The 12,848-nt window shown below is 63.7% G+C and carries 11 protein-coding genes; 4 read left to right on the plus strand and 7 right to left on the minus strand.

Annotated elements, in window-relative coordinates:
• Positions 1-78: 78 nt before the first annotated feature.
• On the minus strand, positions 79-714 hold the full coding sequence (locus ASB57_RS16730) for an RlmE family RNA methyltransferase (RefSeq protein ID WP_057653246.1): 636 nt from the start codon (positions 712-714) through the stop codon (positions 79-81).
• A 17-nt stretch (positions 715-731) separates the two neighbouring features.
• On the opposite strand from ASB57_RS16730, the gene ASB57_RS16735 reads away from it, so the two are divergent.
• On the plus strand, positions 732-1,349 hold the full coding sequence (locus ASB57_RS16735) for a YhbY family RNA-binding protein (RefSeq protein ID WP_057653247.1): 618 nt from the start codon (positions 732-734) through the stop codon (positions 1,347-1,349).
• A gap of 110 nt (positions 1,350-1,459) precedes the next feature.
• Here the strand turns inward: ASB57_RS16735 and greA are convergent, their stop codons facing one another.
• Positions 1,460-1,936: a transcription elongation factor GreA gene (gene greA / locus ASB57_RS16740; RefSeq protein WP_057653248.1), complete on the minus strand. Its 477-nt coding sequence runs from the start codon at positions 1,934-1,936 to the stop codon at positions 1,460-1,462.
• A 401-nt stretch (positions 1,937-2,337) separates the two neighbouring features.
• Entirely contained in the window at positions 2,338-3,648 is a 1,311-nt protein-coding gene (locus ASB57_RS16745) for a solute carrier family 23 protein (RefSeq protein WP_057653249.1), read from the minus strand.
• A gap of 308 nt (positions 3,649-3,956) precedes the next feature.
• On the opposite strand from ASB57_RS16745, the gene ASB57_RS31360 reads away from it, so the two are divergent.
• Positions 3,957-4,412: a FlxA-like family protein gene (locus ASB57_RS31360; RefSeq protein WP_057653250.1), complete on the plus strand. Its 456-nt coding sequence runs from the start codon at positions 3,957-3,959 to the stop codon at positions 4,410-4,412.
• 157 nt (positions 4,413-4,569) lie between these two features.
• A complete protein-coding gene (locus ASB57_RS16755; protein ID WP_057653251.1) occupies positions 4,570-5,211 on the plus strand; it encodes a histidine phosphatase family protein in 642 nt (213 codons plus the stop codon).
• 1 nt (position 5,212) lies between these two features.
• On the opposite strand, the gene ASB57_RS16760 is transcribed toward ASB57_RS16755, so the two are convergent.
• The 4 genes from ASB57_RS16760 to carA form a co-directional block, all read right to left on the minus strand.
• Entirely contained in the window at positions 5,213-5,986 is a 774-nt protein-coding gene (locus ASB57_RS16760; RefSeq protein WP_057653252.1) for an SDR family oxidoreductase, read from the minus strand.
• A 175-nt stretch (positions 5,987-6,161) separates the two neighbouring features.
• Entirely contained in the window at positions 6,162-7,058 is an 897-nt protein-coding gene (lpxO, locus tag ASB57_RS16765) for a lipid A hydroxylase LpxO (RefSeq protein ID WP_057653253.1), read from the minus strand.
• 143 nt (positions 7,059-7,201) lie between these two features.
• On the minus strand, positions 7,202-10,447 hold the full coding sequence (carB, locus tag ASB57_RS16770; protein WP_057653254.1) for a carbamoyl-phosphate synthase large subunit: 3,246 nt from the start codon (positions 10,445-10,447) through the stop codon (positions 7,202-7,204).
• Positions 10,448-10,457: 10 nt separating this feature from the next.
• A complete protein-coding gene (gene carA / locus ASB57_RS16775) occupies positions 10,458-11,621 on the minus strand; it encodes a glutamine-hydrolyzing carbamoyl-phosphate synthase small subunit (protein WP_057653255.1) in 1,164 nt (387 codons plus the stop codon).
• A gap of 233 nt (positions 11,622-11,854) precedes the next feature.
• On the opposite strand from carA, the gene tal reads away from it, so the two are divergent.
• The gene (gene tal / locus ASB57_RS16780; protein ID WP_057653256.1) at positions 11,855-12,805 is read left to right on the plus strand and encodes a transaldolase; all 951 of its coding nucleotides are present in this window, start codon (positions 11,855-11,857) and stop codon (positions 12,803-12,805) included.
• Positions 12,806-12,848: the final 43 nt, after the last annotated feature.

Here is a 12,848-nt window from a genome sequence, read left to right on the forward strand (position 1 = left end):
GAATGATCACAAAGGATCGTTGTTTAATTCGTCTGAATCATAAAAAGGGGCATATGGCTGAAATGAGGAGTGACCTCGCTAAGCTTTAAGGGAGCGTCCGACCAAAAAGGTCTCCGAAGAGTTCGATCGCGACGCTTTGGGCTTGCGCTCGACCACGCGCTTGAAGCGTTTCTTGAAAGACTCGACGATCTGCGAAAACCCACTTCCATGGAACGCCTTGACGATTAGCGCGCCCTCCGGCTTCAGGTGGGCGCAGGAAAATTCCATTGCAAGGTCGCAAACGTGCTCGATGCGTGCGGCGTCGGCGGACTCGACTCCCGACAGGTTGGGGGCCATATCTGAAATTACAAGGTCTACCGCGCGCCCTTCCAAAAGATTTTCCAATTGTTTCAAAACGCTATCCTCGCGGAAATCGCCTTGAATGAATTCGACGCCGGCGATAGCCTCCATGGGAAGGATGTCCAGCGCGATGATACGGCCGTCGATCACCCCGCCCGCGCCCACCAGGCGTTCGCGCGCGACCTGCGACCAGCTGCCCGGCGCCGACCCCAGATCCACCACGATATCGCCACGGCGCAGCAGTTTTTCGGTCTCGACGATTTCCAGCAGCTTGAAGGCCGCGCGGGCACGATAACCCTTTTGTTGCGCCATCTTCACATAAGGGTCGTTGATGTGCTGGTGCAACCAGTCTTTGGAGAATTTATTCTTGGCCATTCCCGTACAATTCCGCCATGCCTATATTAGAAATTACATCCCGCGAACGTAGCGCCTTGCGCTCGGCTGCCCATCCGCTGCGTCCTGTCGTCCTGATCGGCGACAAGGGCCTTTCCGACGCAGTGCTCAAGGAAATCGACCTGGCCCTGGTTTCCCACGGCCTCATCAAGGTGCGCGTGGCTGGCGACGATCGCCAAGCCCGCGTGGATATGCTGGCTCAGATCTGCGACGTATTATCCTGCGCGCAGGTGCATCACCTGGGCAAAATGCTCATTCTTTACCGTCCGCTCGCCAACGGCGTGTCGGTATTGCCACAACCCGTCTCCGACGCGCGCCCGAAGCGCAAGGCGTCCGAGCCGCACGTGCCGAAGAAACTGGCCGCCGCCGGCAAGACCCTGGACAAGCCGTCGCGCGCCCCTCGCCGCGACGAAGAGCCCGCGAAGCGCGACCGCGTCTGGCACGATGCTTCCGAGCTGAACGCGGCCGGCAAGCCCATGCGTCCCAGCAACCGCAAGGCCGCCGCGCCCGCGCACGGCATTCCGCGCCGTACCGGCAGCGCCATGAGCCTGCGGGCCGGTGCGCGTTCCGGCGGCATCCAGCGTGGCACGGTAGGACGCAAAACGACGAAACGCTGACGGCCTGCCCGTCACCTGCTATACAGATTTACCGCTATTCAGATTCAGGCCCTTCACGGGGCCTGTTTTTTTATGCCGGGTCATGCCCACCCCGGCATTGGCCGTGCCAATTACAGGTACTGGACGCTGATCACTTCGTACTCGCGCGGACCCGACGGGGCCTGCACTTCCACCACGTCGCCTTCCGACTTGCCGATCAGCGCGCGGGCCACCGGGCTCGACACGGAAATCATATTGGCGCGGATATCGGCTTCGACATCGCCGACGATCTGATAGATCACGCGGTCGCCGGAATCGAGATCTTCGATTTCCACCGTCGCGCCGAAGACGGCACGGCCGTCGGTTTCCAGCGCTTGCGGATCGATGATCTGCGCATTCGACAGCGTGCCTTCCAGCTCGGCGATACGGCCTTCGATGAAGCCCTGGCGCTCACGCGCGGCGTCATATTCGGCGTTTTCCGACAGGTCACCCTGGGCGCGCGCTTCGGCGATGGCCCCGATCACGGACGGACGTTCGATGGTTTTGAGCCGGTGCAACTCTTCGTGCAGGCGTTTGGCGCCGCGCACCGTCAACGGAATCGCAGACATAACATTTCCCAACAAAGTAGAAAACGCCCCACCAGGGAGCGTTCGGACCAAGGTCAAGCCGGACGGGTGCGCTGTGCCGCGCACTATGGAAGGGGAATCCTGATTCGCTCCTCGCCTCGCGCCCGCTCTTACTGAGCCGGCATCAAACCGGCAGCGGCAAGCTTCGACCCAAAAACAAAACCGCCCCCTTCCGGCGCGTTTGCACCGCTTGCGGCCAGGGATAAATACCCAGGGCGCTTCTTGTCATGGGGCGGCCCGGCGACAAAAAACCCCGGCTCGGATCTGAACCGGGGCAAGTGGATGACATTGTCGGCAACTTTACGGGGAATTGCAAGCCAGCCCGAAGGAGGCGAACTGGCCCCTTTTGAGCCGGTCTTTCGGCGACCGGGGCGCAGGATGTCTCAGGCTCTTGGGCGTAGCAGCGCGTACAGGAGGATGGCACCGAAAGTGGCAGTGCCGATGCCGCCCAGCGCGAAGCCACCCAGGTTGAGCGTGAAATCCCCCGCCCCCAGCACCAGGGTTACCGCGGCGGTGATCAGGTTGCGGTTATCGGTGAAGTCGACCCGGTTGACGATCCAGATGCGTGCGCCGGCAATGGCGATCAGCCCGAACACCACCACCGACATGCCGCCCAGCACCGGGCCGGGGATGGTCTGGATCAGTGCGCCGAACTTGGGCGAGAACCCCAGCAGCACAGCGATCAGCGCGGCCACCACGAAGACCAGGGTCGAATAGATGCGGGTCACGGCCATCACGCCGATGTTCTCGGCGTATGTGGTCACCCCGGTGCCGCCGACGGCGCCGGACAGCATGGTCGCCACCCCGTCGCCGACGAAGGCGCGGCCCAGGTAGCGATCCAGGTCCTGCCCGGTCATCGCGCTCACCGCCTTGATATGTCCGAGATTTTCCGCCACCAGGATGATGGCGACCGGCACGATCAAGCCCATCGCGGGCGCCGAGAAGACCGGCGCGGCGAAGTGCGGCAGCCCCAGCCAGGCCGCCGTCGCCACGCCCGAAAAATCCATGGGCTTGCCCAGGCCCAGGCCATTGGCGCAGATGGCGTAGATCACGCAAGCCAGGATCAGCCCGGCCAGGATCAACAGCCGCTGCAACATGCCCTTGGCATGCACAGCGATGCCGCCCACGCAAAGTATCGTCACGATGGCCATGCTGGCATCGAAACTGGACGCGCCCATGGCGCCCTTGGCGGCGATGGGCGCCAGGTTCAGGCCGATCACGATCACCACGGCGCCGGTGACCACCGGCGGCATCAGGGCCTCGATCCAGCGCGCGCCGCCGCCCGACCGCGCATTGGCGGCCCACACCAGCAGGCCGATCAGGGCATAGACGGCGCCGCAGGCAATGATGCCGCCCAGCGCCACGCCGATATTGGGGTTGGGGCCGGCGCCGGCATAGCCGGTCACCGCGATGACGCCACCGATGAAGGCAAAACTGGAGCCCAGATAACTGGGCACGCGGCCGCCGACGAACAGGAAGAAGATCAACGAGCCCACGCCCGACATCAGGATGGCGACGTTGGGATCGAACCCCATCAACAGGGGCGCCAGCACCGTCGAGCCGAACATGGCGACGACGTGCTGCAGGCCCATGGCGGCGGTCTTGGGCCAGGGCAGACGCTCATCCGGCGCCATGACGGTACCCGGCACCAGCTCCTTGATCAGACGCCAGCGCGGAAAGTAAGAACCCGGCATTTACTGCCCCCCCGATTTGAATGAGTCATCTTGTTGAGATCGTGCGTGGAAGACCGAGCACTGTCACCGCACAGTGCAATCGATCACAACTTTGCGAGCAATTGCGGAAGGTTGATGAAGATTACGGCCCTGACGGGAACAAAGGCCGAATAGTGCGGATACATTACCGCCGCTATTACTCCTCGTTTACGGTCCATCACGAGCACGTTCAGTCGGGCGCAAGTTTAGGGGCGCTTAAGCTTTTGCGAAAGCCTGTCGTTACTCGTTATGTACACCTAAGCCAACCAGACCCTGGAGCTTTACCGATCATGACTTCGATCTCGTCCCTCACCAGCTCGCTGGCTACTTACACCCACGTCAATTCCAAGACGACGCAACAGGCCAGCCAGACTGACAGCACCGACGCCACCAGCGACACGTCGGCCACGTCGTCGACGTCCGCCACGGCGGGTGCGGCGGGCGCGCAGAAAGCCGGCGGCGCCGGCGCGATGGGCGGTGCTTCCAGCTCGTCGTCGTCCTCGTCCGACGACTCGACGTCCGAACAGCAGCAACTGGAGCAATTGCAGAAGCAGTTGCAGCAAATCCAGCAACAGATCCAGCGCCTGCAGGCGAGCAACGTCTCCGACGACCAGAAGCAGACCCAGGTCGCGGCACTGACGGCCGAAGCCACGCAGCTGCAGGGCCAGATTTCCCAGTTGCAGGCCGAGATCGCCCAGGCGAGCTCTTCCTCGTCGACGTCGTCGGGCTTCAGCGCCTCGGCCTAAGCCGGTAAAGCTGCATTTCCGCGGGGCTGCGATCTGACCAGCCATCGCGATAACAAGGGCGCCACGGCGCCCTTGTTCATTTATCGGTACCATCCGGATTATTAGCAACCCTGACCGATGCCGGGACGCGCGCCTCGCCGTCCCGCCCTACCCGATCATGACTACCGAAATCTGGTTGATCCGCCACGGCGAGACCGCCTGGAACCGCGCCCGCCGCCTGCAGGGCTGGAAAGACATTCCGCTGAATGACGAAGGCGTGGACCAGGCCGCCAAGCTGGCGCGCCGCTTGACCCGCGATGCGCAGACCGGCCCGTTCGACGCGATCTACAGCAGCGACCTGCAGCGGGCCCACGACACCGCCCAGGCGGCCGCCGACCTGCTGCAACTGCGCGTGCGCCCCGAACCCGGGCTGCGCGAGCGCTGCTACGGCGTGCTCGAAGGCCTGGCCATGGATGAACTGGAACAGCATCAGCCGGAAGCCGCGGCGGCCTGGCGCAGCCGCGAGCCGGATCGTCTGGTGGAAGGCGGCGAAAGCCTGCGCCAGTTCCGTGATCGCGTCGTCACCACTCTGGAAGACGTGGTGGCGCGCCATGACGACGCCCGGGTGCTGTTGTTCGCGCACGGTGGCGTGCTCGACATCGTCTGGCGTCACGCCCAGGGCATTCCGCTGACGCACCCGCGCGATGCCGTGCTGCTGAATACCGCCGTGAACCGGCTGAGTTTCAAGGACGGCCACTGGAGCGTCATGGGCTGGGGCGACATCAGCCACATCAAGTCGGCGGGCGACGACGAGGTCTGAGCTACTCGCCCTGGCGCGGCTTGCGGGGCGCGTTGCGCGCCAGACGGTCGAAGATCCCGTTCGGCAGGACCCGCATCAACCGGGCGACCATGCCCATCTGCCAGGGAATCACCCTGTAGGAAACGCCCCGCGCGATGGCCACGGCCGCGCGCCGGGCGAATTCGTCCGCATCCATCAGGAAGGGCATCTTGTACGGATTGTGCGCCGTCATTTCCGTGCGGACGTAACCCGGAGCGATCGTGACCACGCGGATGCCGTCGCGCGACAACTCGTTGCGCAGGCTTTCGCAGTAGGTGGTCACTGCCGCTTTGGAAGCGCTGTAGGCGCCGCCACCAGGCAAACCGCGCACGCCGGCCACGCTGGAGATGCCCACCAGCGTGCCCCCGCCCGCCTCACGCATGACGCCGATGAAAGGCTCGAAGGTGGCCACCATGGCCATGACGTTGGTTTGCATGACCGCGTTGAAGACGCCGTGATCTTCGGGGTGGTCGGTCAGGGTCCCCACGCTGATGCCGGCGCAGGCAATGACGACATCCACCGCCCCGCCACTGCGTGCGATGAAATCATGCGCGGCGGCATGCAGGGCCGCCCGGTCGCACACGTCCACGCCGTAGCAGGCGTGGGCGGCCGAATTGGGCAGGCTGTCGGCCAAGGCCCGCAGCCGTTCACCACGCCGGCCCAGCAGACCCAAGGTCGCACCCTGCTTGCCATAATGCTCGGCCAAGGCCTTGCCCAGGCCACTGGTGGCGCCGGTGATGAATACATGTTGCGGCATTTCGTCTCCAGGCCCCCGGCAAGGCCCGACAGCCAAATATCAACTCAAGAACCCGTGCCTCCATCAGGGACACCGCGGAGCCGGGTCCCCCGGTCCGCCGGTGTCGCCCCCTGGGGGGCCACGCGCAGCGTGGTACGGGAGGGCCTACCCTGCCGCGCTCCGCGCGGTTGGGGGGTTACACAAATATCCAGGCAAGGATCGCGAGTACCAGAGCCCACTTCATCAGATAGTACAGGGGCTTGTTCTTCTTCTTTACCGCCTTGCCGAATCGCCGTACCGCATACACCGAACCGAAGATCCGGTTGATGCCCCCCGTACGGTCGCCTTCCTGGTTCGGCGAGGACGCCGCCCTCAGCAGCAGGCTGCCCAGGAAATGATTGACGGCCTGGGCCCAACGGTAGCGCATCGGACGCTCGATATCGGCGAACAGGATGATGCGGTTGACGTTGGTCTTGTTCTCGGCGTAGTGGATGAAGGTCTCGTCGAACATCACCGCCTCGCCGTCACGCCAGTAATACGGCTGACCGTCCACGTCGATATAGCAGTTTGGATCGTTCGGCGTGATCAAGCCCATGTGGTACCGCAGGGAGCCCGCATAGGGATCGCGATGCCGCGGCAGGCGGCCACCTGGCGGCAGCGCCGCGAACATGGCGGCCTTCACCGTGGGAATGTCCGCCAGCAGGCGCGTCGTCAGCGGACAGAGCGCGGTCGCCGAGGGATGGTCGGTGCCGTACCACTTCAAATAAAACCGCTTCCAGCCGCTCTTGAAGAAGGAATTGAAACCGGCGTCGTTGTACTTGCCCGAGACCTTGATATGGCCCGCGGAGAACAACTGCTCAGCCTCGGCGCGGATCTCTTCCCAACGTTCCTGCAGCACTTTCAGCTCGGGAAACTCCGTCAGCGAAAGATAAGGCTCGTTGGGCACGCGCGAAAACGCGTACATGAACACGTTGATGGGAGAGGTGAACGTGGAGTGATCCAAAGCCTGTCGCGAAAACGCGTGCCGCACCCGGCCCCGATAATGAACGACAAAGGCACACACCACGAACAATCCGAGTATCCACCATTTCATGATCGACTCCCGGCGGTCTCCAACCGCCCCGAAAATATAGAGCGGCTCCACGCCGCTCTATCGAACCGGACCGACACCGCGGTCCGTGTCCCGCCGGCAGGCCGCGCAGCGGCCCACCGTGGGAATCCTCACTCACACTGCCATTACACCGACTTGACCAGCGAGGCGTGCAGCTCCTGCAAAGGATAGACCTGCAGGCCATGGCCTTGACGCAGATACTGCAAGCCCTCGACCGCGGCACGGGCCCCGGCGATGGTCGTGTAGAACGTCACGCGAGCCGCCAGCGACTGCGTACGGATCGTACGCGAGTCGGCGATGGCGTTGCGGCGCTCTTCCACCGTGTTGATCACCAGCGAGATCTCACCGTTCTTCAACATGTCGACCACGTGCGGGCGGCCTTCCGTGACCTTGGCCACGATCTGCACCGGGATGCCGGCGGCTTCGATTTCGGCAGCCGTACCACGAGTGGCCACCAGCTTGAAGCCCAACGCGTGCAAGCCACGTGCCACTTCAACCGCGCGCGGCTTGTCCTGGTTCTTGACGCTGATGAAGGCGGTGCCGGAGTCCGGCAGGCGGATGCCGGCTGCCAGCTGCGACTTGACGAAGGCTTCGCCGAAGCTGGTGCCAACGCCCATGACTTCGCCGGTGGACTTCATTTCCGGGCCCAGGATGGTGTCGACGCCAGGGAATTTGACGAAGGGGAACACCGCTTCCTTCACGGAGAAGTAAGGCGGCACCACTTCCTGCGTCACACCCTGGTCGGCCAGGCTGCGGCCGGCCATGGCGCGCGCGGCGATCTTGGCCAGCTGCAGGCCCGTGGCCTTGGACACGTAGGGAACGGTACGCGAAGCACGCGGGTTCACTTCCAGCACGTAGACATCGCCGCCCTGGATGGCGAACTGCACGTTCATCAGGCCGCTGACATTCAAGGCCTTGGCCATCATGCCGGTCTGGCGCTTGATTTCGGCGATGACGTCGGCCGACAAGGAGTAAGGCGGCAGGCTGCAGGCGGAGTCGCCCGAGTGCACGCCGGCCTGCTCGATGTGTTCCATCACGCCGCCGATGAAGACGGTCTGGCCATCGGCCAGGCAATCGACGTCCACTTCGGTGGCGTTGTTCAGGAAACGGTCCAGCAGCACCGGCGAATCGTTGCTCACCTTGACCGCTTCACGCATATAGCGCTCGAGGTCTTGCTGCTCATGGACGATTTCCATGGCGCGGCCGCCCAGCACGTAGCTGGGACGCACCACCAGCGGGTAGCCGATTTCCGTGGCATGCGCCAGGGCTTCGGCTTCCGTACGCGCGGTGCGGTTGGGCGGCTGGCGCAGGCCCAGCTTGTTCAGCAGCTTCTGGAAACGCTCGCGGTCTTCAGCGACGTCGATCGATTCGGGGCTGGTGCCGATGATGGGCACGCCATTGGCTTCCAGCGCGCGCGCCAGCTTCAACGGGGTCTGGCCGCCGTACTGCACGATCATGCCGACCGGGTTTTCCTTGTGCACGATTTCCAGCACGTCTTCCAGCGTCAGCGGCTCGAAGTAAAGGCGGTCGGACGTGTCGTAGTCGGTCGACACGGTTTCCGGGTTGCAGTTGACCATGATGGTTTCATAGCCGTCTTCGCGCAGAGCGAGGGCGGCGTGAACGCAGCAGTAGTCGAACTCGATGCCCTGACCGATGCGGTTCGGACCACCGCCCAGCACGATGATCTTCTTGCGGTCCGTCGGCGCGGCTTCGCACTCTTCCTCGTAGGTCGAGTACATATAGGCCGTGCGGGTGGAGAATTCAGCGGCGCAGGTGTCCACGCGCTTGTAGACCGGACGCACGTTGAGCTGGTGGCGCAGGCGGCGCACTTCCGTTTCCGACGTGTCGAGCAGGAAGGCCAGGCGGCGATCGGAGAAACCGCGGCGCTTGAGCTGCCACAACGTGTCGTAGTCGAGGTCGGCCAGGGTTTTCTGTTCCAGGGCCAGCTCGATGTCGACGATTTCCTTGATCTGCGACAGGAACCAGGGATCGATGTGCGTCAGCGCATGCACTTCATCCAGGCTGAAACCCTGGGCAAAGGCGTCGCCCACGTACCAGATGCGTTCCGGGCCGGGTTCACCCAGCTCGGCTTGCAGCTTTTCGCGGTCGGTGGTTTTCTGGTTCAGGCCGTCAACGCCCACTTCCAGGCCGCGCAGGGCTTTCTGGAAGGACTCCTGGAAAGTGCGGCCGATGGCCATCACTTCGCCGACCGACTTCATCTGCGTGGTCAGGCGGGCGTCAGCGGTGGGGAATTTCTCGAAGGCGAAACGCGGCACCTTGGTGACCACGTAGTCGATGGTCGGCTCGAAGGACGCCGGCGTGGCGCCGCCCGTGATTTCGTTCTTCAGCTCGTCCAGCGTGTAGCCCACGGCCAGGCGCGCGGCGACCTTGGCGATGGGGAAGCCGGTGGCCTTGGAAGCCAGGGCCGACGAACGCGACACACGCGGGTTCATTTCAATGACGATCATGCGGCCGTTGGCCGGATTGACCGCGAACTGCACGTTGGAACCACCCGTGTCGACGCCGATTTCGCGCAACACCGCGATGGAGGCATCGCGCATGATCTGGTATTCCTTGTCCGTCAGCGTCTGCGCCGGGGCCACCGTGATGGAGTCGCCGGTGTGTACGCCCATGGGATCGAGGTTTTCGATCGAGCAGACGATGATGCAGTTGTCGGCGCTGTCGCGCACGACTTCCATCTCGAACTCTTTCCAGCCCAGCAGCGATTCTTCGATCAGCAGCTCGCTGGTCGGCGAGGCTTCCAGGCCGCGCCGGCAGATGGTTTCGAATTCTTCGGCGTTATAGGCGATGCCGCCACCCGAGCCGCCCATGGTGAAGCTGGGGCGGATCACCGCCGGGAAGCCGGACGTGCCGACCTCGGCCGCGATGCGGCGCTGCACTTCCCAGGCTTCGTCCATCGAATGGGCGACGCCGGACTTGGCCGATGCCAGACCGATGTCGGTCATGGCCTGCTTGAACTTCTGGCGGTCTTCGGCTTTCTCGATGGCCTGTTCATTGGCGCCGATCAGCTCGACCTTGAAGCGCTCCAGCACGCCATGATGGGCCAGGTCCAGGGCGCAGTTCAGCGCGGTCTGGCCACCCATGGTGGGCAGCAGCGCGTCGGGACGCTCGCGCTCGATGATCTTTTCGACCGCTTGCCAGGTAATGGGCTCGATGTAGGTCACATCGGCCGTTTCCGGGTCGGTCATGATCGTGGCGGGGTTGCTGTTCACCAGGATGGTGCGGTAACCCTCGGCCTTCAAGGCCTTGCAGGCCTGCGCGCCGGAATAGTCGAATTCGCAGGCCTGGCCGATGATGATGGGGCCGGCCCCGATGATGAGGATGCTTTTAATGTCTGTACGCTTGGGCATAGTGCAATCTTTACGCGGTCTTAACTTGGCCGGCCATCTGGCTGATGAACTTGTCGAACAGCACGATGATGTCGTGCGGTCCCGGGCTGGCTTCAGGGTGGCCCTGGAAGCAGAAGGCGGGACGATCGGTGAGTTCGAAGCCTTGCAAGGTGCCGTCGAACAGCGACACATGGGTGACACGGGTGTTGGCGGGCAGGCTGGCTGCATCCACCTCGAACCCGTGGTTCTGGCTGGTGATGTAAACGCGCTTGTTCTGCACGTCCTGCACGGGGTGGTTGGCGCCGTGGTGGCCGGTCTTCATCTTGAGCGTCTTGCCGCCCACCGCCAGGCCCAGGATCTGGTGACCCAGGCAGATGCCGAACACCGGCAGCTTGCGCTCCAGGAACACGCGGGTGGCCTTGATGGCGTAGTCGCAGGGCTCTGGGTCGCCAGGGCCGTTGGCCAGGAACAGGCCATCCGGATTCAGCTTCAGCACGTCTTCGGGAGGCGTCTGCGCCGGCACCAGCGTGATGCGGCAACCGCGGTCGGCCAGCAGGCGCAGGATGTTCTGCTTTACGCCGAAATCGTAGGCGACGACGTGGAACTTGCTGGTGTCGGGCTTGGAGAAGCCTTCACCCAGTTCCCAGGTGCCGGCGGTCCATTCGGTGGATTTCTCGATGCTGACCACCTTGGCCAGGTCCTGGCCCGACATGCCGGGGAAGGCGCGGGCCAGCTCGATGGCGCGGTCGGTATCGTCGCCGACCAGAATGCAGCCACCTTGGGCGCCCTTCTCGCGCAGGATGCGGGTCAGCTTGCGGGTATCGATGCCGGCAATGGCGACGATGCCCTGCGCCTTCAGATAATCAGGCAGCGAGCTGGTCGATCGGAAATTGGAGACTCGGGCGGGACAGTCGCGCACGATCAGGCCGGACGCGAAAACCTTGCGCGCCTCGACGTCCTCTTCGTTCACACCGGTATTGCCGATGTGCGGATAGGTGAGCGTGACCAGTTGGCCGTTATAGCTAGGATCGGTAAGGATTTCCTGGTAGCCGGTCATGGACGTGTTGAACACAACCTCGGCCACGGTATGGCCCGGCGCGCCAATGGAAATTCCACGAAAAACGGTACCGTCCGCCAGAGCCAAGATTGCGGGAGAAGAACGATGAGTTCCCTCGGGAAAAAGTTGCGGCAGCACAGTAAACCCCGGTTTCAGAATCAGTAATCAAACCTTGAAATTATACCTTGAAAGCCCCTTTTACCCGGAAACCCGCGCCAGCAAAGGCTGAGCGGCCGATTTTGGGGTTCACGGACGGCGCCTCCCCCGCCCCCTTCTTGCGGTGCTACGCTAGACGGCAGTTACAAACGAATGGCACCATCCCGCGGTCGGCCTTGCCGACCCCATTTCCTGAACCGATAGCCGAGACTTCCATGACCAGCCAACTCGATTCCTTGCGCCAGCACACCACCGTGGTGGCGGATACCGGCGACTTCGAGGCCATGCGCGCCTATCGCCCGACCGACGCGACGACCAATCCGTCCTTGATCCTCAAGGCGGTCCAGAAAGACGCCTACAAGCCCCTGCTGGAGCGCACGGTGCGCGACCACAAGGACCTGCCGACGGAGCAGATCCTCGACCGCCTGCTGGTGGCCTTCGGCACCGAAATCCTGAAGATCGTCCCCGGCCGGGTCTCCACCGAGGTGGACGCGCGCCTGTCCTTCGACACCCGTGGCACCGTGGAGCGCGCGCGCGGCCTGATCGCCCTGTATGAGGCGGCCGGCATCGGGCGCGAGCGCATCCTGGTGAAGATCGCCTCGACCTGGGAAGGCATCCAGGCGGCGCGCGTCATGCAGGAAGAAGGCGTCAACTGCAATATGACCCTGCTGTTCTCCCTGCCCCAGGCGGTGGCCTGCGCGGACGCCGGCGCGAAGCTGATTTCGCCTTTCGTCGGGCGCATCTACGACTGGTACAAGAAGGCCGAGGGTGCGAAATGGAGTGAAGAAGCGCGTTCCGGCGCCAACGATCCCGGCGTGCAATCGGTCGCGGGCATCTACCAGTACTACAAGAGCCACGGCATCGCGACCGAAATCATGGGCGCCAGCTTCCGCAACGTCGGCCAGATCCTGGCCTTGGCCGGTTGCGACCTGCTGACCATCAGCCCGGAGTTGCTGACCACGCTGGCGGAAACCCAGGGCGACGTGCCGGTACGGCTGAAGGCTGGCGGCGGCGGTGCCGCCCCGGCCCGCGTGGATGCCAGCGAGATCCCCTTCCGCACCCAGCTCAACGACGACGCCATGGCCACCGAGAAGCTGTCCGAAGGCATCCGCGCCTTCGCCGCCGACGCCGTCAAACTCGACAAGCTGATCGAAGATCTGCGCTAAAAGCGGCCCCCTCCTGCTAAAGAACCCTGCCTGGATCGGGGAC

This window comes from Bordetella sp. N, from assembly GCF_001433395.1.
Taxonomy (GTDB): Bacteria; Pseudomonadota; Gammaproteobacteria; order Burkholderiales; family Burkholderiaceae_B; genus Bordetella_C.